Origin of the sequence: Plantibacter sp. H53, assembly GCF_001650455.1 — a bacterium.
GTDB lineage: Bacteria > Actinomycetota > Actinomycetes > Actinomycetales > Microbacteriaceae > Plantibacter > Plantibacter flavus_A.
Window position 1 is genome coordinate 62560 of record NZ_LWCT01000046.1, and the last position, 22748, is coordinate 85307.

General features: G+C 70.1%; 23 protein-coding genes and 1 tRNA gene. 4 read left to right on the forward strand and 20 right to left on the reverse strand.

All coding sequences use genetic code 11. The features are described 5' to 3' along the window. Nucleotides 1-73: 73 nt before the first annotated feature. The 6 genes from A4X17_RS14910 to A4X17_RS14935 all read right to left on the reverse strand — a co-directional run bounded on the left by A4X17_RS14910 (nucleotide 74) and on the right by A4X17_RS14935 (nucleotide 6115). Entirely contained in the window at nucleotides 74-958 is an 885-nt protein-coding gene (locus A4X17_RS14910; RefSeq protein ID WP_064296456.1) for a M48 family metallopeptidase, read from the reverse strand. Between the two features lie 19 nt (nucleotides 959-977). Continuing rightward, nucleotides 978-1544 (reverse strand): LemA family protein, encoded by a 567-nt coding sequence (locus A4X17_RS14915; RefSeq protein ID WP_064296457.1) that lies wholly within the window; start codon nucleotides 1542-1544, stop codon nucleotides 978-980. A gap of 134 nt (nucleotides 1545-1678) precedes the next feature. Then, nucleotides 1679-2989, reverse strand: a complete 1311-nt coding sequence (locus A4X17_RS14920) for a D-arabinono-1,4-lactone oxidase (protein ID WP_064296458.1) — start codon at nucleotides 2987-2989, stop codon at nucleotides 1679-1681. After that, nucleotides 2989-4233: an alanine racemase gene (locus tag A4X17_RS14925; protein ID WP_064296459.1), complete on the reverse strand. Its 1245-nt coding sequence runs from the start codon at nucleotides 4231-4233 to the stop codon at nucleotides 2989-2991. The genes A4X17_RS14920 and A4X17_RS14925 overlap by 1 nt, the downstream gene beginning before the upstream one ends. Beyond that, on the reverse strand, nucleotides 4233-5489 hold the full coding sequence (locus A4X17_RS14930) for an MFS transporter (RefSeq protein ID WP_064296460.1): 1257 nt from the start codon (nucleotides 5487-5489) through the stop codon (nucleotides 4233-4235). Before A4X17_RS14930 ends, A4X17_RS14925 begins: the two co-directional genes overlap by 1 nt. Beyond that, nucleotides 5486-6115 (reverse strand): TetR/AcrR family transcriptional regulator, encoded by a 630-nt coding sequence (locus A4X17_RS14935; protein WP_064296461.1) that lies wholly within the window; start codon nucleotides 6113-6115, stop codon nucleotides 5486-5488. Before A4X17_RS14935 ends, A4X17_RS14930 begins: the two co-directional genes overlap by 4 nt. A gap of 206 nt (nucleotides 6116-6321) precedes the next feature. Here A4X17_RS14935 and A4X17_RS14940 point away from each other — a divergent pair, with 206 nt between their 5' ends. Continuing rightward, nucleotides 6322-8505 carry a hypothetical protein gene (locus tag A4X17_RS14940; RefSeq protein WP_197479101.1) on the forward strand — a complete coding sequence of 728 codons (2184 nt, stop codon included), beginning with the start codon at nucleotides 6322-6324 and terminating at the stop codon, nucleotides 8503-8505. Between the two features lie 41 nt (nucleotides 8506-8546). Here A4X17_RS14940 and A4X17_RS14945 read toward each other — a convergent pair whose 3' ends face one another. The 3 genes from A4X17_RS14945 to A4X17_RS14955 all read right to left on the reverse strand — a co-directional run bounded on the left by A4X17_RS14945 (nucleotide 8547) and on the right by A4X17_RS14955 (nucleotide 9700). Further along, entirely contained in the window at nucleotides 8547-8858 is a 312-nt protein-coding gene (locus A4X17_RS14945) for a rhodanese-like domain-containing protein (protein ID WP_064296463.1), read from the reverse strand. Nucleotides 8859-9133: 275 nt separating this feature from the next. Beyond that, entirely contained in the window at nucleotides 9134-9388 is a 255-nt protein-coding gene (locus A4X17_RS14950) for a hypothetical protein (RefSeq protein ID WP_064296578.1), read from the reverse strand. Between the two features lie 96 nt (nucleotides 9389-9484). After that, the gene (locus tag A4X17_RS14955) at nucleotides 9485-9700 is read right to left on the reverse strand and encodes an Lsr2 family protein (RefSeq protein WP_064296464.1); all 216 of its coding nucleotides are present in this window, start codon (nucleotides 9698-9700) and stop codon (nucleotides 9485-9487) included. Between the two features lie 62 nt (nucleotides 9701-9762). Between A4X17_RS14955 and A4X17_RS14960 the strand changes: the two genes are divergently transcribed. Beyond that, nucleotides 9763-10449 carry a hypothetical protein gene (locus A4X17_RS14960; RefSeq protein ID WP_064296465.1) on the forward strand — a complete coding sequence of 229 codons (687 nt, stop codon included), beginning with the start codon at nucleotides 9763-9765 and terminating at the stop codon, nucleotides 10447-10449. Between the two features lie 84 nt (nucleotides 10450-10533). After that, nucleotides 10534-10989 carry a hypothetical protein gene (locus A4X17_RS14965; protein WP_064296466.1) on the forward strand — a complete coding sequence of 152 codons (456 nt, stop codon included), beginning with the start codon at nucleotides 10534-10536 and terminating at the stop codon, nucleotides 10987-10989. 83 nt (nucleotides 10990-11072) lie between these two features. Here the strand turns inward: A4X17_RS14965 and A4X17_RS14970 are convergent. The 5 genes from A4X17_RS14970 to A4X17_RS19545 all read right to left on the reverse strand — a co-directional run bounded on the left by A4X17_RS14970 (nucleotide 11073) and on the right by A4X17_RS19545 (nucleotide 15221). Then, nucleotides 11073-11149: transfer RNA gene (locus tag A4X17_RS14970), tRNA-Leu, on the reverse strand. A 102-nt stretch (nucleotides 11150-11251) separates the two neighbouring features. Next, a complete protein-coding gene (locus A4X17_RS14975) occupies nucleotides 11252-12802 on the reverse strand; it encodes an NAD(P)/FAD-dependent oxidoreductase (RefSeq protein WP_082916206.1) in 1551 nt (516 codons plus the stop codon). A gap of 66 nt (nucleotides 12803-12868) precedes the next feature. After that, nucleotides 12869-14242, reverse strand: coding sequence for a S8 family serine peptidase (locus A4X17_RS14980; protein ID WP_082916207.1), 1374 nt, complete (start codon nucleotides 14240-14242; stop codon nucleotides 12869-12871). Beyond that, nucleotides 14212-14733, reverse strand: a complete 522-nt coding sequence (locus A4X17_RS14985) for a DUF501 domain-containing protein (RefSeq protein WP_064296467.1) — start codon at nucleotides 14731-14733, stop codon at nucleotides 14212-14214. Before A4X17_RS14985 ends, A4X17_RS14980 begins: the two co-directional genes overlap by 31 nt. A 38-nt stretch (nucleotides 14734-14771) precedes the next feature. Continuing rightward, nucleotides 14772-15221, reverse strand: a complete 450-nt coding sequence (locus A4X17_RS19545) for a septum formation initiator family protein (RefSeq protein ID WP_064296468.1) — start codon at nucleotides 15219-15221, stop codon at nucleotides 14772-14774. Between the two features lie 31 nt (nucleotides 15222-15252). Here A4X17_RS19545 and A4X17_RS19550 point away from each other — a divergent pair, with 31 nt between their 5' ends. Then, complete coding sequence (locus tag A4X17_RS19550) at nucleotides 15253-15633, forward strand: hypothetical protein (RefSeq protein ID WP_064296469.1); 381 nt, start codon at nucleotides 15253-15255, stop codon at nucleotides 15631-15633. Here the strand turns inward: A4X17_RS19550 and eno are convergent. From eno to A4X17_RS15025, 6 genes are all read right to left on the reverse strand, one after another. Beyond that, entirely contained in the window at nucleotides 15623-16903 is a 1281-nt protein-coding gene (gene eno / locus A4X17_RS15000) for a phosphopyruvate hydratase (protein ID WP_064296470.1), read from the reverse strand. The genes A4X17_RS19550 and eno overlap by 11 nt on opposite strands. A 116-nt stretch (nucleotides 16904-17019) precedes the next feature. Next, nucleotides 17020-18009, reverse strand: a complete 990-nt coding sequence (locus A4X17_RS15005; protein ID WP_175116155.1) for an endonuclease/exonuclease/phosphatase family protein — start codon at nucleotides 18007-18009, stop codon at nucleotides 17020-17022. 151 nt (nucleotides 18010-18160) lie between these two features. After that, nucleotides 18161-19468, reverse strand: coding sequence for a histidine--tRNA ligase (hisS, locus tag A4X17_RS15010; protein WP_082916209.1), 1308 nt, complete (start codon nucleotides 19466-19468; stop codon nucleotides 18161-18163). A 59-nt stretch (nucleotides 19469-19527) separates the two neighbouring features. After that, a complete protein-coding gene (locus A4X17_RS15015) occupies nucleotides 19528-20196 on the reverse strand; it encodes a MazG family protein (protein WP_231884408.1) in 669 nt (222 codons plus the stop codon). Further along, entirely contained in the window at nucleotides 20193-21644 is a 1452-nt protein-coding gene (locus tag A4X17_RS15020; protein WP_082916210.1) for an aldehyde dehydrogenase family protein, read from the reverse strand. The genes A4X17_RS15015 and A4X17_RS15020 overlap by 4 nt, the downstream gene beginning before the upstream one ends. A 77-nt stretch (nucleotides 21645-21721) precedes the next feature. Beyond that, entirely contained in the window at nucleotides 21722-22666 is a 945-nt protein-coding gene (locus A4X17_RS15025; RefSeq protein WP_064296473.1) for an alpha/beta fold hydrolase, read from the reverse strand. Nucleotides 22667-22748: the final 82 nt, after the last annotated feature.

Genomic DNA, 22748 nt, shown 5'->3' on the forward strand with positions numbered 1-22748 from the left:
CGCCTGAACGCCGAATGGGGCGGCACCTCCGGGTGCCGCCCCATTCGTGTGTCCGGGGCCGGGATGTCCTCGCCTAGAAACCGTCGCCGATGGTGCTCAGGCGCTTGATCCGCTCGACGAGCGGCGGGTGGGTGCTGAACAGGCGGGCGACCGCGCCGGGCCTCAACGGGTCGGAGATCCAGAGGTGCGCCATGGACGAGTTCTGCTTCGCCATCGGTCGGCCGTACGCGGCGAGCTTCCCCAGCGCGCTCGCGAGCGCTTCCGGATGACGGGTCGTGAGGGCCCCCGTCGCGTCGGCGAGGTACTCACGCTGCCGCGAGATGGACAGCTGGACGAGCGTCGCGAGCAGCGGCGCCACGAGCATCGCCACGATGCCGATGATGAGCATCACGGGGTTGCCGCCGTTGTTGTTGTTCCGGTTGCCGCCTCCCCAGATCGTCATCCGGAGGAGCATGTCGGAAAGGAACCCGATCGCGACGACGAGGCCGAAGACGACCATGGACACGCGGATGTCGTAGTTGCGGACGTGACCGAGCTCGTGGGCCATGACCCCCTCCAGCTCGGCGTCGTTGAGGATCTCGAGGAGGCCGGTCGTCGCGGCCACCATCGCGTGCTGGGGGTCGCGACCCGTCGCGAACGCGTTGGGTGCCGGGTCGGCGATGAGGTACACCTCGGGCATCGGTGTCCCGGTCGTGATCGCGAGGTTCTCGACGATGCGGTACAGCCTCGGGTTGTCGGCCAGCTCGATGCGCTGCGCTCCGGTCATCGCGATGGCTTGCCGCCCCGCGAAGAAGTACTGGATCACCGCGTACACGACGGCCACGACGAGGACCACGATCGTGATCGTCAGGTTCTGGTAGAGATACCCCGCGAGCCAACCGAGGCCGCCGATGATGACCAGGAAGACGACGAAGATCAGGACCGTGTTGAGCTTGTTCCTGGCGATGGCGCGGTACATGGGACTGCGCTACCGCACGTCAGAACTGGACGCGCGGCGGTTCGGCGATCGCCGCGTTGTCGGTGACCTCGAAGAAGTCGTGCTCCGAGAACCCGAGACCCTTGGCGAACAGGTTGTTCGGGAACACCTTGACCTTGGTGTTCAGCTCCCGGACACCGCCGTTGTAGAAGCGGCGCGAGGCTTGGATCTTGTCCTCGGTGTCGACGATCTCGGACTGGAGCTGGAGGAAGTTCTGGCTCGCCTGGAGCTGCGGGTAGGCCTCCGCGACGGCGAAGATGCTCTTCAGCGCCTGCTGCATGTGGGTCTCGGCCTCACTCACGGCCGCCGGTCCCTGGGCGGTGAGCGTTTCGGCACGAGCCTTCGTCACGTTCTCGAACACCGCTTTCTCGTGCGCCGCGTACCCCTTGACCGCCTCGATGAGGTTCGGGATCAGGTCGGCGCGCCGTTTCAGCTGGACGGTGATGTCGCTCCACGCCTCCTCGACTCGCACGTTCAGCGTCACGAGCGAGTTGTACGTCACCCAGAAGTAGATGCCGACGATGACGACCAGGGCGACGACGATGAGGACTGGGATCAGCCATTCCATGAGGATGGGCTCCTTGTGAGTCGATGGAGAGCGGGTCTGCCCATTCTACCTGCGACCCGCCGGTGCCCTTGGGGAGTTCGGAGGAAGCACGCAGCAGGCGTGCAGCGCGGACGCACCGGACTCCCGGCCGGCTGTCACTCGCCGAGGACGCGGGCGAGGTACCGGTTCCCGAACAGGCGGCCGGGGTCGAGGTGGTCGCGGAGGCGGGTGAACTCGTCGAAGCGAGGATAGGCGCCACGCAGGGACGATGCGTCACGGCCGTGCAGTTTGCCCCAGTGGGGCCGACCGCCCAGCTCGATCATGATCGCCTCGACGGCGCGGAAGTACTCCCCCGGGTCCTCGCGGAAGAAGCGATGCACGGCGACGTATCCGGTCGCGCGTCTCGATGCGGTGGAGAGCCACAGCTCGTCCGCCGCTGCGACCCGGACCTCGATGGGGAAGGAGATCCGCCACCCCCGCTCCTCGATGAGCGTGCGGATCCGGGCGAACGCTGTCGGGAGGTGCTCGAGCGGCACCGCGTACTCCATCTCCACGAACCGCACCGTGCGGCTCGTGGTGAACACCCGCGGCGACCGATCGGTGAACTCTCGGTCGCCGACGAGGCGGTCCGCGAGCCGGTTCACGCGCGGGACGATGCCCGGCGCGACGACGCCCGTGTTGCAGAGGACCCGGTAGACCCCGTTGGCGAGGAGCGTGTCGTCGATCCACTTCGCGACCGGACGGAGTGGCTGCGTGGGCGCATCACCCGGCAACCGGTGGTTCGTCTTGGTCAGGGCGGTCGCGGTGTGCGGGAACCAGTAGAACTCGAAGTGGTCGACGGCGGCGGCCCGGTCGAGCAGCACGGGCAGCAGCTCGTCGAGCGACTCCGGCCGTTCCACCGCGTGCAGCACGAACGCCGGGACGCACTGCAGCGTCACCTCGACGAGGATCCCGAGCGCCCCGAGCCCGAGCGCCAGCGCCGGGAGGAGCCCTGGTTCCTGCTCGGCGTCCGACGTCAGCAGCTCGCCGTCCGCCGTCACCATCGTCACCCCGACGACCTGCGTCGCGATGCCGCCGAACGCCATCCCGGTCCCGTGCGTGCCGGTGGAGATCGCGCCGGCGACGGACTGACGGTCGATGTCGCCGAGGTTCGGCATGGCGAGACCGAACGGTTCGAGGAGACGCGGGATGTCGTGGAGGCGCGTGCCGGCGCGGAGGGTCACCCGGCTGCGTTCCCGATCGACCCTGATCAGTCCACTCAGGGCGTCGAGCCCGAGCAGCACACCGGGCGCCACGGCGATCCCGGTGAAGCTGTGTCCAGCTCCGACCGCCTTGATCGGGAGGCCCGCTCCCGCTGCAGCACGCACGAGGCGCTGCACCGCGCCGACCGAGTCGGGCCGCTCGACCCGCACGGGCCACGCCCGCTCGGTACGCGCCCAGTTCGTCCACGCCGACGCCCTGCCCATCAGACGAACCCCTGCCCTTCGCCGCGGTACGTCGGTAGGACGGCTTCCACCCCGTCGTCCCCGACCACGTGGAAGGCGTCCACCCGTTCACTGAGCTCCCCGGACTTCGTGTGCCGCAACCAGACGCGGTCGCCGAGCCTGAGCGACGCCGCCGCAGCCCCGGCGACCGGCGTCTGCACTTCGCCGGCCATCTCGCGCGGGAGCATCTCGAGGCCCTCCGGCCACGCGATGAGTGGGAGGCGGTCGAGCCCCGGCGGACCTGAGGCGACCCATCCGCCGCCGAGGATCGTCGCCAGTTCCGGCGACGGCTTCCGGACGACCGACAGACCGAACGCCGCAGCCGGTGCCGGCGTGAACGCCCGGTAGTGGTCGAAGAGGTGTCCGCCGAAGACGCCACTCCCCGCCGCGATCTCGGTCACCGAGTCGTCGGACGCGGTCAGCTCCAGGGATCCCGTCCCGCCGCCGTTGACGAACTCCAGATCCGCGACCGCTCGGACCTCCTCGACCACGGCGGCACGACGTTCCCGGAGTTCGGCCCACGAGCGTCGCTGGATCGCGCGGAGCGCAGCCGACCACGCCGGTCGCCCCGCGAGGTCGTCCCCCTGCCCGGCGATCTGCGCCTCATAGGCCATGATCCCGACCAGGCTGAAGCCGGGTCGAACGGCGACCGCCTCCGCGAGAGCCCGGACCTCGTCCGGCGTGCGCAGGGGCGAGCGGCGGACACCGACGTGGCCGAGGGCGGGCGCACGGAAGGAGGCGTCGAGCTCGATGCACACGCGGATGCGCGCGCGTCGCTCCGGGGGTGTCACCGCGTCGACGAGGTCGAGGTGGTCGAGGGAGTCGATCATGAGGGTGACCCGCGAGGCCGCACGTTCGTCGGCTGCCAGCCGTGCGATGCCACCGCGCTCCGCCGTCGGGTAACCGACCACGATGTCGTCCACCGTCTCGGACAACCAGAGCGCCTCGGACAGGGAGTAGGCCAGCACACCGGCGTACCCGGGTTGTCTGAGGAGCGCGTCGATCACCGCTCGCACGCGGATGGACTTGCTGGCGACGCGGATCGGTTTCCCCGCAGCACGTCGGAGCATGTCGTGCGTGTTGTGGCGGAGGGCTCCGAGATGCAGGACGGCGACGGGCGAGTCGACGTCCGAGACGGCCCGCTCGATACCGCCCCAGTACCGTCTCGGGTCGAGCCAGGGCATCGGCTCGGACACCCGGCCGCCGGCGGTCAGTTCGATGGTCATCAGCGCACTCCTCGTACTCGGGTGACAGCGACCGCCCCTGCGACGGCGCAGGCCGCGGAGACGAGGTAGAGGCCGACGAATCCGCCGAGCCAGGCGACGAGGCACGCGCCGATGAGCGGGGCGACCGCCTGCGGCACCGCCTGGGCGATGTTCATGATGCCGAGGTCCTTGCCGTGCGACGCCGGGTCCGGCAGGACCTGCGTCGCCAACGCCTGGTCGACCGACATGAAACAGCCGTAGCCGAGCCCGATCAGTGCCGCCGAGACGAACCCCATCGGCAGTGAGGGCCAGATCGCGAGCAGGAGTGCGGCGAGCGCCTGTGAGGCGGAGGCCGCGACGACGAAGACGCGTCGTCGTCCGATGCGGTCGGACAGACGGCCGAGCAGGACCGAGGACCCGACGACGAACACCGTGTAGACGATCGTGACCAGCAGCAGGTCGGTCTCGGCGTCGGCGTCCCCCAGCCCGAAGAGCAGGAAGTAGAAGAGCAGCGAGGTGCTGAAGGCGTTGCCGAGGTTCACGAGGACGCGGCTGAGCATGGTCCAGGCGAAGTCGGGGTGCCGTCGCGGTGAGATCCAGAGGCTCTCCAGGAGCGCGTGAACGGTGAGCGTCACGGGTCGGTCACCCGTCGGGAGTGGATCGGGCAGCCGGAGGAACGGTACGACGAGCACGATGAGGAGGACGGCGAGTGCCAGGTACCCGACGGCCATCCGGGTGCCGAGCAGGAGCAGGAGGGCGATGCCGAGGATGACCCCGACGGCCTGCGGAGCGGAGATCCAACCCGAGACGAAGCCGCGCTGTCCGACGGGCACCTGATCGGAGATGGTCGCGGTGAGCGCCGCTCCCAGGATGCAGAAGCCGATGATGGCGAGGCACCAGCAGACGCCGATGCCGATGATGCCGGTCTGGAGGCCGAGGAGGACGAGCCCCAGGGCGAAGACGAGCGCACCACCTGCGATCCACGGGCGGCGTCTCCCGAACCGCGACCGCGTGCGGTCGGACAGGGCGCCCGTCAGCGGATACACGATGATCGAGCAGAGTCCGGCCGCCCCGGCGACGACCCCGAAGGCGACGACGCTGTCCACCCAGTGCTCGGGAGCGAGCGTCGCGTCGATCTGCGCGGGCAGGAGGAGCTGCAGCGGGGCGAGCTGGGCCATCCAGACGCCCAGCCAGGCGACCGCGAAGGCGGCGACCCATCGCCCGGTGACCCGTCGGTCGGCCGAGTGGTCGACTGCTGCGGTGCCGAGGCCGCTCATCTCGGCCCCGGTTCGGCGAGGGTTGCGACGAGGTGCGCCACCGTCCCGACGAGTCGCCGGGCTTCGGCGTCGTCGCGTCGCACCAGCCAGCCGAGTGTCAGCCCGTCGGTGAAGGCGATGACGGTCCGCGCGATCTCGTCGACCGGCTGGGTCCAGGTGCTGCCGCTGACCGTTGCGGCGAGCGCGAGCGCCTCACACGCGAGCTCCTCGTACCGCCGGTACTGCTCGAGCGCGAGGTGCTCGAGGCCCGGCGTCCGCATCGCGTAGGCGCTGAGCTCCTGCATCGCCGCCTCCCGAGCCGGATCGGCGCGGAGGAGGTCGACGTAGCGTTCGAGGCCGGCACGGACGACGGCCTCGAGGGTGGGCGGATGCTCATGACTGGCCTCATTGTCCGTCAGCAGCTCGCCGACGTCGAGGACGACGCGTTCATGCTCGACGACGTGCGCGACCAGTTCGGCGAGGAGCTCGTCGCGGGAGGCGAAGGCGTAGTGGAAGCTGGCGAGCGACATCCCGGCCTCGGCCACGATGGCCCGGGTCGTGGCGGCCGCGACGCCCTCGGCTGCGACGACGCGGAGGGCGGCCCTGATCAGCTCGGCTCGTCGGTCGACAACGGAGATCCTCGGCATCGCAACCCTTCCCGGGGCGCCTGCGGGTCGTGCCGCTCCATCGCGGTCGACTCGACTGGGACGGATGACCCAGTCGCGCCAGTATGGCGGACCGCCAGCCCGAGCGCACCTGTCGCGACGGTTTTTCCGTGCGGATCGGCCTGGAATGTGACCCGATCTGGCGCGGGAGGTTGACTTCCCGCGGTGATCTTGGGGGAATGGAGACGGTGACCGGGGAACACGCGCGCGCAGGAACAGGAGTCCGATCGAATCGCTCGATCGGACGCGTCGCGATCCTTCTCGCCGTCTTCCTCTCGGCCGGACTCTGGACGACGACCGTCGCGGGCCCTGCGTCAGCGACGCCCGAGCCGCTCCCCACCCCGAGTGAGAGCGCGGCGACGCCGACTCCGCCGCCCCTCGACGGGCCGACCATCACGAGTCCCGATTCCGGTTCCTTCATCGGCAGCGGCAGCACCACGGTCACCGGCACGAAGGACGCCGGCACGGGGGTCCAGTTGCAGGTCGGCGACGGTCTCGAGCCGGTCTGCATCCTGCCGCAGGACGACGGCACCGACTGGTCCTGCACGATCGACCTGCCCGACGGCGGCGGACTGCTCATCACCGCCGTCGAGGTCGGCGGTCCGGAGACGCTCTCCGCGCAGATCTCCGTTTCCGCGCTCGGCCCGCCCACCATCACCGCGGGGACGCCGAGCAACGGCGGCGTCCGCGGCACCGCCTACCCCGGGGCGACGGTCACGGTCCGTGCCGACTCCGGCGCCACCTGCAGTTTCGCGGCGGACAGCTCCGGAAGTTGGTTCTGCGTGCTGGGCGAGCCGCTGCCGTCCGGCGACCTCTCCGTGACGGCGACGCAGCAGGCGTCGTTCAGCGGCAGTGAGCGCTCCGACGCGTCCGCCCCGGTCGTGCTCACCGTCGACCGCGACGCTCCGGCCCCGCCCGTGATGTCCTCACCGACGGCCGGGCAGGCGATGCCGATCTCGGCGGCCAGCTACGCCGGCACCGGCGAGGAAGGCGCGACCGTCACGGTCTTCGCCGACTCGACGTCGGTCTGCACGGCGGTCGTCACCGGTGGCGCCTGGAGCTGCTCGGGCGGTGGCGTGCCGGCGGGCGCGCACGTCGTCCTCGCGATCCAGCAGGATGCCGCCGGCAACACGAGTGGGGCGAGCAGGGCGATCACCCTGACGTTCGGCGATGCATCGGCCACGCCGGCACCGTCCGCCTCCCCATCGCCGTCCGACGGCACCGAGCCCGCGCCCGCGCCCGCGCCTGGGACACCCGCTCCGGGCACGCAGCAGCCGACCCCGTCGCCGAGCGGCGAACCGGCACCCGGTGCCGCCCCGCCCACCGGTGGTGGCGGCCTCTGGTCGGGGACGACGCCGTTCACGCAGACCCTCGCCTCCACGATCGACGGCCGCGGCCAGCCGGTGTGGTGGCTCGCCGCCCTCCTCGCCCTCGCGGCAGTGGCGCTCATCGCGATCCCGGCCCGACTCCTCGCGACCTCCATCGCCCCCTGGCGCGCCACGATCGCCGACCGTCGTCGTGCAGCAGTGACCGGGCGCAATCGACCGAGGGACCAGTTCGAGCGGGTCCCGTCGGTCCCGCTCCCGAGTCGCACGGTGCTGGCCGTCGTCACCGCCGTGCTCGCGGCAGGCATCCTCATGTTCGCGCACCCCGTGAGCGGTCAGCCGGCGTATCTCCGGCTGTGGTTCGCCTCGCTCGTCGCCGTGGTCGCGATCAACGTCGTGGGCCTCCTCGCGCAGCTCGTCGTCGCCCGCCGAGCCGGTCTGGGGTCGATGCGCGTCAGTGTCCGTGTCGGCGGACTGGTGACGGTCGGCATCGTCACCGCGCTCTCACGCCTGCTGGCCCTCCAGCCGGCTCTCCTCTTCTCGTTGCTGACCGAACTCCGCCCGACCCGGAGACCTGAAACGCATGACGTCGGTTCGACAGCCTCGGTGGAGGCCGATTCCGATGCCATCACGCCACGCATCGCGGGTCGCCTCGCGCTGGCCCGGATCGCTGCGGCCGCCGGGCTCGGTTCGATCGCCTGGCTCGGTTCGACCTTGGCCGGCGAGCCGAACGGTGGTGTCGGCGCGATGCTGGTCGAGGCGGTGAACCTGACCGCGATCGCAGGGATCGGATCCGCGTCGATCGCGCTCCTCCCCCTCGGGCCACTCGGTGGACGCGCCATCCTCGCCTGGTCGAAGCCGGCGTGGCTCGGCAGCGCGTTCGTGGGCTTCACCCTGCTGTTCGGACTCCTGGGCCCGACGGCGACGGTTCCGGGTGCGGGCGACACGCTCGTCGGACTCCTGCTCGGTTCACTCGCGTTCGCGGCGGTCGGAGCCGGGACCTGGGCCTGGAACCGTCACCTCCGGCCGCTGATCGACGCGCGCTGACCGACGGCCGAACGCTCGACGGTCGGTCGGCCCGTCAGGCCTCAGCCGGCGTCGGCGGGACGCTCGACCGGCAGGCCGCTCGCAGCCCACTCGGAGATGCCTCCGGTGACGTTCACGGCGTCGTAGCCCTGCTGCTCGAGGTAGCCCGTGACGCGGGCGCTGCGGCCACCGGAGTGGCACATGACGTACACAGTCTCTTCGCGGGGTACCTCGTCGAGGTGGTCGAGGAAAGACGACATCGGCAGGTGCCGGGCACCGGGCACGCTGGCGACGGCAACCTCATCGGCTTCGCGGACGTCGATGATGACGGCCTGCTCGAGCTTGCTCAGTTCGGTGGGGGTGATCTCCTGCATCGTTTCAGCCTACCGTCGAGGACGTGCGGTCGGGCCGGGAGATGCGGCGGGCAAGCGTGAGGGCGAGGTAACCCGAATACCTCGCCCTCACTTGAGGCGTCTAGCAACCGGTCGACCAAGAAGCTTGCGGCTTCCGGGACCGGCTCACGGGTGACGCCCCCACCTCGAAGGTAGCGGACGGGAGGCACCTTGCGTGACGCAACACCGCCGTGTCGCGTTCGCGTCGTCCGTTTTGCGAACCCCGTTCAGGGGTCAACACCCGAGGCATCGTTGTCTCAGTGCGCGCTGTCGGGATCGCGAGGGATGTGGAGCTCGCCTGGGTCGACGTCGACGTCGCCGTTGTCGTCAGGACCACCGGTGCCGGGGGCGACATCGATCATGCCGGAGGCGATGTCGGGATCGCGGACGACGGGCTGCCCGTCGTCCTGCTTGGCCGCCGTCTCCGCCTCGCTGGAGGGGCTGTACGCGCGGTCCTTGCTCGTCTGCTCGTCGTCGTTCAGTGCGTGGTCGTGGTCGCTCGGAGTACTCATGCTGAGCACGCTAGTCGCGCTCCCTCGCCCGGCAGGGACCCTTGCAGGATCGAGGCGAACGTGCAGACGGGTACAGCGCGCTGTGCGGGCGTCAGCTCAGTGCAGGCGGCGGAGCGACGCCGACGCGATGACGGGTCGTGCGGCCTCGACGTACGACGCAAGCGTCTCGCGCAGTGCCGCCGCGTTGTCGTCGGTCAGGTCGATCTCGTAGTTCTCGCCGTCGATGCCGAACCGGACCGTCTCCCCCAGCCCGCGAGGGATGTCGGAACCGTCGAGGTCGTCGACGAGCGTCGTGATCGTGCGGGTAGCCATGCGTCCATCCTTCCATGGGAACGGCGGTGCGACGGAGACTCGAGGCACCATATGCTCACGTCATGGAGGATGCGACGAAGTGGGACGCGACGTTGCGAAACGTCCCTCGCAGTGCGTGGCCCCAGCTCCTCGGTGAGCACTCGGGGCTACCCGGTCCACGAGCGAACCTCAGTCTCCTGGAGGCGCTGCTCGCCCAGGCGGATGAGGCCGATGCCCGCATGCTCCTCGCTGACGGCGGTGAATACCAGGCCATGTGCGCTGCCGCCGTCCTCGGGAGCCGTGCCGAACGGTCCGGGCCCGAGGGCGTCGCCCGCGAGCTGGCCGCAGACGCCCGCTGGCGGGTCCGCGAAGGGGTGGCCATCGGTCTGCAACATCTCGGAGACAGGAACGCAGCAGCGCTCACGGACGTCGCTCGCAGATGGGCTGCAGACGCGTCGCCGCTCGTGCAACGCGCTGCCGTCGCAGGGATTTGTGAGCCGCGACTGCTCCACGACCCGGCTGTCGCAGCGGTGGCCATCGAGGTGTGCCAGATGACGACAGCGTTCCTGGCCGCGTTGCCGCCAGAACGAAACCGACAGCACGACGCCAGAACGCTCCGACAGGCACTCGGGTACTGCTGGAGCGTCGCGGTGGCTGCCCGACCCGGAACGGGCCTTCCCGCGTTCCGCGAGCTCGACGAGCGGCACCCCGATGTCGCGTGGATCATCCGGGAGAACCGACGGAAGGCGCGGCTGTCGTCGTTGCTCTGAACGCCGCTCGGTCGTCGCCATGGGCCCTCGGAGTCGGCGAAGCGCTCGACGAGCGGCGAGCGCGGTCGGAGCTATCCTCCGAGCATGGGGTTTTCCTTGTGGGGTCTGATCGTCGGACTCGCGGTCCTGGCACCGAACCTCTTGCTGTTGCGGTTCCCACCGACCGTCCCCATCCCCGCCACGCGGGCACCTCGTCCGCTGATCTGGCTCGAACGTGCAGGTCAAGCGTCGTGCCTGGTGGTCCCGGCCATCACCGCACCGGGAGTTCCCATGTGGGGGTGGGCGATCCCGGCGCTCGTCGCGTTGGCGGGGTACTACACGCTGTGGGGTCGGTATCTGCTCGGCGGTCGCGACGGGACCATGCTGTACCAGCGCTGGTGGTGGGTGCCGATTCCGATGGCAGTCTTCCCGGTCGTGGTGTTCTTCTGTGCCGCAGCGTGGCTGAGCAACCCGTGGATCGCCGTCGCGGCGGTAGTCCTCGCCGCGGGGCACCTCCCGGTGTCCGCGATGGCCGCGCCGGCCGGCCGAACTCGGCGGTGACCCGCTCGCACAGCCCACGACCCGTGCATCCCATCAGGAAACGGGCCGACACGGTGGGGGCGGCTTGGGTCGAGGAGGCAAAGTGGTACCCCCGGTGGGGTTCGAACCCACACTGCGGCGATTTTAAGTCGCCTGCCTCTGCCAGTTGGGCTACGGGGGCGTGCACCTCATCGTATCGAGGCGCCGAACGCCGAGAGGCGCATGCCCCGGCGGACCGGATGACATGCGCCTCTCGAGGAACGGAGCTGGGCTCCGGACCGGACTACTTGTTCGCGCTGACTTCCTCAGCGGGCGTCGCGTAGGCCTGCTCGTCGTCGGCACCGGTGGGGGCGCCGGTGCCGGCAGGAGCCTCTGCAGCAGGTGCCTCGGCGGCGGGCGCTGCGGCCCCGGCCGGGGCGGCCTTCGGCTTGCGCTTCACGGGAGCCTTGCGAGCGGGCTTCTCAGCCGCTGCGGGAGCCGCCGGAGCTGCTGCGGGGGCCGCAGCGTCTGCCGGGGGCTTCGGGCGCGATGCGAAGGTCTCGAAGGCCTCACGCGGGTTCTGCACTGCCGACAGGGAGACGATGTCGCGTCCGAGCCAGAAGTTGTTCCACCAGCCACCGAACACGCGGAACTTGCGCTCGAAGCTCGGCATGGCCAGCCCGTGGTACCCACGGTGAGCGAACCAGGCCGGGAGGCCCTTGATCGCGAGGTTGCCGGACTGGAAGACACCGACGCCGATGCCGAGACCGGCGACCGCACCCATGTTCTTGTGGAAGTAGTTCTTCGGCTCCTCGCCACGGAGGACCGCGGTGATGTTCTTCGCGAGGAGCTTGCCCTGACGGACGGCGTGCTGAGCGTTCGGCACGCAGAAGCCGCCGACGCCACCACCGCTGAGGTCGGGGACGGCGGAGACGTCGCCGGCCGCCCAGGCGCCCTCGACGATGTCGTCGTCGGTGCCGACACGGAGGTCGGCGCGGGTCTTGATGCGACCGCGCTCCTCGACGGGGAGGTCGCCACCGCGGACGACGCCCGGGTTCGCCATGACACCGGCGGTCCAGACGATGAGGTCGGACTCGAACGACTCACCGGTCGAGAGCTCGATCTTGCCGTCGACAGCCGACTGCAGCTGCGTGTCGAGGTGCACGAGCGCGCCGCGCTCGGCCAGGTTCTTGAGGACCCAGTGGCTCGTCTCGATCTTGACCTCGGGCATGATTCGACCCATGGCCTCGATGAGGTGGAAGTGCGTGTCCTCGAAGGACAGCTGCGGGTAGAACTTCAGCAGCGAGCTCGCAAACGAACGCAGCTCGGCGAAGACCTCGATACCGGCGAAGCCGCCACCGACGACCGTGAAGGTCAGGAGGCGGTCGCGCTCGGGACCCGCCGGCAGGTTCGCGGCCTTGTCGAAGTTGGAGAGCACGCGGTCGCGGATCGCGACGGCCTCTTCGATGGTCTTGAGCCCGATCGCGGTGTCGGCGACACCGGGGATCGGGAAGGTACGGGAGACGGCTCCGGCGGTGACGACGATGATGTCGTAGTCGACCTCCCAGGGCTCACCGACCTCAGGCGTGATGGTCGCCTTCTTCTCGGCGTGGTTGATGCCCGTGACCTTGGCGGTGATCACGTTGGTGTGCTTCAGGTGACGACGCGGCGAGACGACCGCGTGACGCGGCTCGATGGAACCGGCGGCGACCTCCGGCAGGAAGGGCTGGTAGGTCATGTAGGGCAGCGGGTCGACCATGGTGACTTCGGCCTCACCACGACGAAGCTGCTTCTCGAGCTTCCATGCGGTGTAGAACCCGGCGTAACCACCACCGACGATCAGAATTTTGGGCACGGCGAACGATCTCCTACGTCAAGACGATTGGTTCAGATGAGTGTCTGAGAATATCGGAACAGAGTACTACTTCTGCAGCACCCGCTTGAAATGCCTGGTAGCGCCTATGACACCGAGCGTGACCAGGCTACCAGTTCCGAGGAGGAGCGCCAGTGGCAGCGAGCCGTAGAGCAGGGTGCTCGGCGTCGGGAGGAAGGGGTTGGCGCGCACCTCGACTGCCTCGTTCTCCGGGATCGCCGGGGGTACCGGCTCCGGTGTCGGCGACGGCTGCTCGGCACCCGGATCGGGATCGGGGACCTGCGGTGCCCGTCGGTAGAGCGTGATCCAGTCGGACAGCTGCTGCTCCGGCGAGGTCGTCGCCGGACCGACGGAACCGCTGACCGCCTTCGCGGCGTCGATGAGACCTGCACCGTAGATGGGGCTCTGCGCGGAGTCGCCCACCTGCTTCGCCGTCGCCGTCACGCGCTTGATGGCGTCGGCGGCGCTGAGCTCCGGCCAGGCGGAGCGGACGAGGGCCACGAGTCCGGAGACGATCGGCGCCGCCCCGCTCGTCCCCTGCCACTGCACGTAGGACCCGGCGGGCGTCACCCCGACGAGTTGCTCACTCGGCGCAGCGACGGCGATCGTGATGCCCTGGCTCGAGGCGTCGAAGCTCGCCGACCCCGTGCGATCCACACCGGCGACGGTCAGCACGCCCGGGATCGTCGCCGGAGCACCGACCTCGACCGTCCCACTCCCCCGGTTGCCCGCTGCAGCAACCACGACGACGTCGTGCGAGAAGGCGTAGAGGAAGGCGTCGTCCCAGCTCGTCGGCCAGTCGAGACTGTTGCGCGTCAGGGACATGTTGATGACGTCCGCGCCATTGTCCACCGCCCAACGGACTGCGGTCGCGATCTGGTCGTCCCAGGGGACGACGGCCGACCCGTCGGAGCCGAACCCGACCGAGACGGAGAGCAGGCGCGCCTCGGGGGCCACGCCGATGACCCCGGCACCGCCCGTGCGACCACGACCGGCGATCATCGAGGCGACCAGCGTCCCGTGCTCGCTCCCCTCGGACCCGACCGGAGTCCGGCCGTCGGGACTCCCGAGCCCGGAGACGTCGACGCCTCCCGCGACCGCGCCGGTCATCTCCGCGGGACCGCTCGCGATGCCGGTGTCGATCACGGCGACGGTGACACCGGCGCCCTTCGTCGTCTCCCAGGCCGTCGTGAAGCCGTAGTCGCCGAGCCAGTACTGCATGTCGCGCACCGTGTCCGCAGACGCCGGGAGCGCCTGCGTCCCCACGAGCAAGAACGCCAGGAGCACCGCGGACAGCGCCGACAGCGCACCGCGGAGGCCGCGCGGACGACGACGGTCTCCGCGTCGCGGTCCGTCACTCCCCCACAGGCGACCGCCGTCGCGTGCGGGGCCTATCCCTGCCCCGCCTGGCCGTCCGCGCATGCGCACACCTCGGGGCTCCAGCTCGCGCGGTCGAGCGCGAGGTCGCCGATGGGGTTGACGCCCGGACCAGCCGCAAGGGCGTGGCCGACGAGCGCGTGGAGACACTTGACCCGCACCGGCATGCCGCCGGCGGAGATCCCGTCGATCTCGGCGACCTCGGCGATGGAGGTGCGGTCGGCGAGGTAGGCCGTGTGCGCGGTGGCGTAGGCAGCGCGGACCGCTTCGTCCTCGGCCAGGAGCTCGTTGTACTCGTTCATCACCTGGGTCGCCTCGAGCGAGGAGACCGCGGCCGTGGCGGCCGGGTGGGTCAGGTAGTAGAACGTGGGGAACGGCGTGCCGTCGGCCAGGCGAGGAGCGGTGGAGACGACCGTCGGGGCGCCGCAGACACAGCGCGCCGCTATGCCGACGACGTTCCGCGCCGGGCGTCCCAGTTGCGCCGACACGATCTCGACGTCGCGCTCGGAGACAGGGCCGAAGGGAGGGGTGCTCATGGTTCCATTATCGCCGGGTTCACCACTGCGTCCGGACGTCAGCCGCCGGCGGGAGGCGTCGTCTGCGTGGGAGCAGGGGTCTCGGTCGCGACCGGGGCCGGCGAGTAGCCGGTGGCGACGAGCGAGGACAGCAGCCCGTCGAGCCAGTCGGACTGCGAGTCGACGAGCGTGTCGCTCACGGGTGTCTCGGTGGTGGGCAGCGAGGCCGGGTCGACGTCGTTGATGATGATGTAGCTGACCTCGCCGGGTAGGGCGTAGAACAGGCGGTCGCGCGCCTGCGTCATGACGTAGCTCTGGTCGTTCCAGCGCTCGCGCTCGGCCTGCTGCGCGTCCACCTGCTTCTGGGTGTCGGCGACACCGGCCTCCAGCGCGGCGATCTGCTGCCGCTGCTCGAGGAAGGTCTTGAGGTTCGGCGCGAGGACGACGACCCCGAGCACGAGGATCCCGAGGAGCAGGACGCTGAACCCGGACAGTCGCAGACTCCGCAACCAGCCACCGGCGTCCGACTGGCGTGCCGGGGTGGTCCGTGTCGAGCCGGTCCGCGAGCGCGGTGCCGAGGAACCGGCCGACGCGGATCGCGGTGCCTTCGTCGTCGACCGCGGGGCTGTGGCTGCGGAGAGTGCGGGCTTCGCGGTGGCTCCCGCCGGGCGCTTGGAGGACGAGGAGGAGTGCTTGGCGGAGGCATCCGCGGAGTTCGACCGGGGCTTCGACGCCGGTCGCTGCTTCGACGAGCCGGAGGACGAGGAGGACGCTGCTCCGCTGCCGGACGGCGTGCGCTTCGACTCGCCGCCGGCCGGCATCGATGGCTTCTTCACAGGCGCCTCCCGCACACGACGAAGGCTCTCAGGGGTGCCGATCGGCACCCCTGAGAGCCTTCAGGTGACGATGCTTAGGCGGTGAACCGGGGGAAGGCGCTGCGGCCGGCGTAGACGGCTGCCTGGCCCAGCTCCTCTTCGATCCTCAGCAACTGATTGTACTTCGCGACCCGCTCGCTGCGCGCAGGCGCACCGGTCTTGATCTGGCCCGCGTTCGTCGCGACCGCGAGGTCGGCGATCGTGGTGTCCTCGGTCTCGCCGGAGCGGTGCGACAGGATCGTCGTGTAGCCGGAGCGCTGAGCGAGGGAGACCGCGTCGAGCGTCTCGGTGAGCGTCCCGATCTGGTTGACCTTGACGAGCAGCGAGTTCGCCGCACCCTTGGCGATGCCGTCGGCGAGACGCTTCGGGTTCGTGACGAACAGGTCGTCGCCGACGATCTGGACCTTGGAGCCGAGCTCGGGGGTGAGGTGGGCGTAGCCCGCCCAGTCGTCCTCGGCCAGCGGGTCCTCGATGGTGATGAGCGGGTAGTTCGCGACGAGGTCGGCGTAGTACGCGGTCATCTCGGTGCTGTCGAGCGCCTTGCCCTCGAACTGGTACGCGCCGTCCTTGTAGAACTCGCTGGAGGCGACGTCGAGGCCGAGCGCGATGTCGGTTCCGACCGTGAAGCCGGCCTTTTCGATGGCCTCGACGATGAAGTCGAGGGCCGCACGGTTGTGCTCGAAGTCGGGGGCGAAGCCACCCTCGTCGCCGAGGCCGGTCGCGAAGCCCTTCGACTTCAGCAGGCCCTTGAGCGTGTGGTACGTCTCGGTGCCCCAGCGGAGCGCCTCACGGAAGCTCGGGGCACCGATCGGGAGGATCATGAACTCCTGGATGTCGACGCCGGTGTCGGCGTGCGAGCCACCGTTGATGATGTTCATCATCGGGACCGGGAGGACGTGGGCGTTGGCGCCGCCGACGTAGCGGTAGAGCGACAGGTCTGCGGAGTCCGCAGCGGCACGGGCGACCGCGAGGCTCGCACCGAGGATCGCGTTCGCGCCCAGGCGGCTCTTGTTCTCGGTGCCGTCGAGCTCGATCATGGTGTGGTCGACGAGGCGCTGGTCGTCCGCCTCGATGCCCTCGAGTGCCGGGCCGATCTCGTCGAGGACGGCGTCGACCGCCTTCTCGACACCCTTGCCGAGGTAACGCGCGGCATCGCCGTCACGCAGCTCGTACGCTTCGAACGCACCGGTCGATGCGCCGGACGGGACTGCTGCACGACTGACCGTGCCGTCTTCCAGGAGCACCTCGACCTCGACGGTCGGGTTGCCTCGGGAGTCGAGAATTTCGCGAGCGCCTACTGCCTCGATGAGTGCCACTGATGTTCTCCTTGTGGGGATTGGGACGTGGGACGGGTACGACGGCCGCCCGCGCTCAGTCTAGTGACATCGGCTGAACGGGCGCAGAGCCGCGGATCGTCGCGCGAGGCGCGCGGTCAGCGGTCGAGCCGGAAGCTCGACACGATGCCGTGGTGGTCGCTGCCCTCGGCGTCGCCGACGGCGTTGTGGGTCGCGGTCATGCCGCGGACGAAGACGTGGTCGAGTCGCATGAGCGGTGTCCCGGCCGGCCAGGTGAGTCCGAAGCCTCCCTCGCTCTGGTTGGGCTCCGTCACCTCGCTCTGGAGTGCGGCGAGCGCCCGGTCGGAGGCGGAGGCGTTGAAGTCGCCCATGACGACGATCCGATCACGGGTGTTCGCCGCGACGGTTTCGGCCAACTCCGCGAGCATCACGTCCCGTTCGGCGTGCGCACCCGGACGCGCGGAGTCGGCGTGGATCACGTAGACGCTCACGGCCCCGGACGGGGTGTCGACGACGGCGTTGATCGCCCGGTACCAGTCGAGGCCGAGCTTCAGCCCGACCGAGTCGGCGATCGGATAGCGGCTCCAGAGACCCACCGTCCCCGTGAGCACGGAGTACGGGTACTGCTCGTCGAGCGTCGCGGCGAGCGGTTCGCGGTCGTGGTCCTCGATCTCCTGGAGCGCGATGAGATCCGCACCACTCGCCTGGAGGGAACCCGCGATGACCGCGGGGTCGCCCTCCGGCCCGAGGTTCTGGCTGGCGACCGTGAGGGAGGCCTCGGCCGGGACCGCCGAGCGCCCGTCGCCCATGGGGACGACGCCGGGGCCGAACAGGAAGGCCCAGACGAGCGTCGGCGCGAGGAGACCGATGACGGCGCCCGGCGTGCGGGCGACGAGGAGGACGAGGAAGAGCACCGGCAGCAGGACCCACGTCCACGGCAGGGCGTTGTCCCAGACGAGCCCGAGGCCGAGGATGTCGGGGACGAGGGCGTGGGCGGCCGTCAGCAGGGCGAGCGGAACTCCGACGGCCAGCGCGAGCGTCGTCGCCCGGCGCCGCACGAGGCTCACCCGGCGGCGCGTGGGGCCGGTCGACTCCGGGGCGCGCTGCGGGCGCGCTGCAGGGGCCATGACGCTCATCGGGGGAACCAGTTCTTCGATCGGGGGCAGAGCGGTCGGATCGCTCGAGGGAGGCGATCCGGCCGAATGCTCCATCCTGCACCGACGGGCTGGGGAGCGGCTCGGAAGCGCGCCGAGGATCGGGAAGCGGGCGCGGGAATCGTCAGTCGAGCGATTTGAACTCGAGCGACTCGAGCGTCGAGTCGGCCGAGACGAACGCGAAGGCGCCGAAGCCGGCTGCCGACACGCGGTCGAGGAGGGCCTTGAGGTTCTTCACGCGGGCTTCGAGGCGCACCCGACGCCCCTGGGCGACGAGCTTGGCCTTCAACGCGACCAGCGTCATCGGCGCCACGTCACGGTCGTGCACGAGCACGACGGCATCCGCGGCCGCTCCGGCGGGGAGCTCGATGAGGTCGACGATGCGCTCGAAGCCGATCGAGAATCCGACCGCCGGCACGTCCTGGCCGAGGAAACGCCCGATCATGCCGTCGTAGCGACCACCGCCGCCGAGCGAGTACCCGAGGTCGGGGTGCGCGATCTCGAAGATGGCGCCCGTGTAGTACCCCATGCCCCGCACCAGGAAGGGGTCGAACACCAGCGGGTTCGCGAAGGGGTCGGCCGGCTGACCTTGGAGGGAGGTCGCCGCGGCGACGCCCTTCCCGAGCGCGTCGAGCTCCGCGACGACGGTGTCATCGGCACCGAGCGGCAGCGCCTTGCGGATCGCCCGCTCGCCGAAGGTGTTGAACTCCATCGTCTGCGGACGGGAGAAGAAGGCCTCGAGTGCATCGACGGCGGTGGCGTCGACGCCACGGTCGCGCAGTTCGGCGACCACGCCCTGCTGACCGATCTTGTCGAGCTTGTCGATCGTGATGAGCACCTGTGCGTGCTCATCGGCGGGGAAGCCCAGCGATTCGAGCATCCCGATGAGGAGTCGGCGGTCGTTGATCCGCACGCTGCAGCCGGTGATGCCGAGCTCGGCGAGGGCCCCGAGGGTCGCGATGATGAGCTCGGTCTCCGCGAGGTTCGACGACTCTCCGATGATGTCGATGTCGCACTGCACGAACTGGCGGTACCGGCCCTGCTGCGGCCGTTCGCCGCGCCAGACCGGCGCGATCTGGATCGAGCGGAACACCGGCGGGAGCTCGGCCCGGTGCGTCGCGTAGAACCGGGCGAGCGGCACGGTGAGGTCGAAGCGCAGGCCGAGGTCGGTGAGTTCGGTCTGGTTGTCCGCTGCGGCCACGATGGCCTCCGGGGTGAGCTTCCGCCGGAGGATGTTGAACGCCATCTTCTCGTTGTCGCCGCCGAGCCCCGAGTGCAGCCGCTCGTACTCCTCCACCACGGGCGTCTCGATCTCGTCGAAGCCATGCGCGGTGAAGACGCGACGGATGGTGCCCAGCGCGTGCTCCCGGCGGGCCTTGTCGGCGGGGAGGAAATCGCGCATGCCGCGCGGCGGGTTCACTGGAGCTGCCATGCCTCAATTCTGGCATGACGGGGAACGGGCACCGTGAGCAGGCGCCCGGCGAACCTCGCTCAGTCGTCGGTCGGTGACGCCACCGGACGCTCGGCGTCCCGCACCCGCGCGCTCAACCGACGGACGGCACCCCGGAGCGCCCGTTCCGCGTCGAGCCCGTTCGCCCGTGCTGCAGCGACCACGGCGAGGAGCTGCTCCCCCAGGGCGTCCTCGTCGTCGACGACATCGGCGACGGCCATCGGTCCGACTCCGAGCGGCACGGCCCTGCCGAGCACCTTGTCGGCGAGGGCGAGCGACGGCATCCCCTGCGGGATCCCCTCGAGCGCGCTGCTGCGCTTCGCCTTCTCCTCGGCCTTCGCGGCGTTCCAGACGCGCACCACGTCCTCCGGGGTCGGCGCTGCTTCGTCGCCGAACACGTGCGGATGACGGTGGACCATCTTGCGGGTGACGGCCTCGGCGACGTCGTCGAAGTCGAACGGTGCATCGGCGTCACGGGATGCGATCTCCGCATGGAAGACGACCTGCCACAGTACGTCGCCGAGTTCCTCGACGAGTTCGTCGCGCGTCCCGGCCTCGACCGCTTCGACGAGCTCGTAGCTCTCCTCGATGAGGTACGGCACGAGCATGTCGTGGTCGATGCCCTGCGTCCACACACAGCGGTCGCGGATCTGCCGCATGGCGTCGACGAGGCGCTCAGCGGAGGTGTCGCCGACGGGCTCGCTGCTCACCGACGGGCTCCCCACGGGCGGCGGCCGTCGGTGCTGCCGGTCTTCGAGATCAGTCGCGCGATCCGGTCGCGCGCTTCGGTGAAGGGCGGGTAGACGAGCGACAGCGTGTCCGGGGACAGCGGCTTGGAGAACACCGCCTTCGCGTGACTGAACGTGTCGAAGGAATGGCGACCGTGATACGCGCCCATCCCGCTGGCCCCGACACCGCCGAACGGCAGACCCGGCACGAGGAGGTGAGCGGCCGGCACGCCGAACGCCAACGCGCCAGAGGAGGTGTCGCGCGTGAACCGCTTCCGCGTGGCGCGGTCGTCGCTGAAGACGTAGAGCGCGAGCGGTTTCTCCCCCGCCCGGATGTGCGCGATGGCCTGTTCGAGCCCGGACACGTGGAGGATCGGCAGGATCGGACCGAAGATCTCCTCCTGCATGATCGACGCCGAAGTGTCGACGCCGTTCACGACCGTCGGGGCGATGTACCGCTCCGAGGCGTCGACCTCGCCGCCGAGGGCCGGTTCGAGACCGTCGAGCAGACCGCTGACCCGGTCGAAGTGCCTGTCGGAGATGATGCGCCCGTAGTCGGCACTGTCGGCGGGGTCCGGGCCGTAGAGGGCTGCGATCGCGTCGCGCAGGTACGGGACGAGCCGATCGGCGACCGACCGCGTCGCGAGCAGGTAGTCGGGGGCGACGCAGGTCTGGCCGGCGTTCATGAGCTTGCCCCAGACGATCCGGCGGGCCGCATCCGCGAGGTCGACGGTGTCGTCGACGTACACCGGCGACTTCCCGCCGAGTTCCAGGGTGATGGGGGTCAGATGCTCCGCCGCGGCCCGGGCGACGACCTTGCCCACGGTGGCGCCACCCGTGTAGAAGATGTGGTCGAACCGCTCGGCGAGGAGGGCGGTGGCGACCTCCGCATCGCCCTCGACGACCGCGACGGCACGGTCGTCGAGGTACTCCGGGAGGAGGCGCGCGAGTGCGGCGCTCGTGGCGGGGGCGAGCTCGCTGGGCTTCAGCAGGACGGCGTCACCCGCGGCGAGCGCCCCGATGACGGGACCGATGCAGAGCTGGACCGGATAGTTCCACGGGCCGATGACGAGGACGACGCCGACCGGTTCCGCCACGACCGATGCCGACGCCGGGGCGAGGGTGAGTGGTACCGCGACGCGTCGGGGCCGCACCCAACGCTTCAGGTGCTTCAGCGTGTGGTCGATCTCGCCGACGAGGAGGCCGATCTCGGTGATCTGCGCCTCGGTACCGCTCTTGCCCAGGTCGGTCGCCAGCGCCCGCTCGAGCTCGCCGCCCCGTTCGAGGAGCAGTTGCTTCAGCGCACGGAGCTGCCGGAGCCGCCAAGCGACGGGCTTCGTGGTGCCGCGGTCGAAGGTCTGTCGGAGCCGGGCCACGGCGTCGGCCACGACCACCTTCGGCTCCTGCTTCGTCCGGATGCTGGTCGCCATGGGTTCCTCCGACTCGACGGGATCGTGGGCACCAGCATACGTCCGTCCGCAGACCGACTGCCTGGCCCGTCGACCGGCTACCCGACGCCCGGAGTCGCGAGGAAGCGGTCGACGTCCGCGGCGATCTCGCGGGACGTCGTGTGGTGCAGGTAGTGGTCGGCGTCGAGCGGCACGACCTCTCCTCGGTCGACGCTCGCGGCCTGCTCCTCATGGAGCGGCAGCCACCCCTCCACCGTCAGGTTGTCCCGCTGGGCGAAGAGCAGCACCGGGAGGTCTGCCGGGAAGGTCTTCCCCTTCGCCGCTCGGAAGTTCGCCGCGATGCGCGACATCTCGTCCGAGGACGTCGCACTCGAGGTGTTGCGCAGCGAGATCATCCCGAGCTGCTCACGCGTGTGCTGGTCGTACGGCGGATCCGGGTACGGGTCGCCCGACAGCGCCGTGACGACCCGGGTGATGCCGAGTGCCTTGGCCGCACGCAGGGCGTCGACCGGCAGCGCGGCGTCCATACCCGGTTGGTCGGGCACGCTGCTGTCGACACCGACGAACGCCGTCACCTCGTCGCGGAACCGCTCGACGTAGTCCAGCGCGTAGATCCCCGCGATGGAGTGCCCCATCAACACGTACCGGTCGATGCCCAGCCCGGCGACCGCCTCGTGGATCTCCGAGACGATGTTCTCGGTCGTTCGCGGCACGTCGGTCTGGTCGCTCAGCCCGTAACCGAAGGGCTCGACCACGATCACCCGGTACGACGACGAGAGCTCCCCGACGAGCGGCGAGAAGTCGAGCACGGGCGAACCGGTGCCGAAGCCGGGCAGGAGGACGATCGTCTGGTCACCGTCTCCCGTCACCGACACGTTCATGCGTTTACCGTCGACCTCGACCCGCTGCCCGTACTCCTTGATACGCGTGGCTTCAGCAGCCGATGCGGCGGTGTTGACGATGGTGGTCGTGAGGAGCCCGGCGAGCACGAGCGCGACGAGCGCCACGACCCCGGTGAGGACGATGCGGAGGAACTTCTTCATCCCTCCACGCTAGGGATGGACGACGGCTGTCGGATCGGCCGCGGGTACCGACGCTGTCGTCCCGCGGGCCCATCTCCTGCTG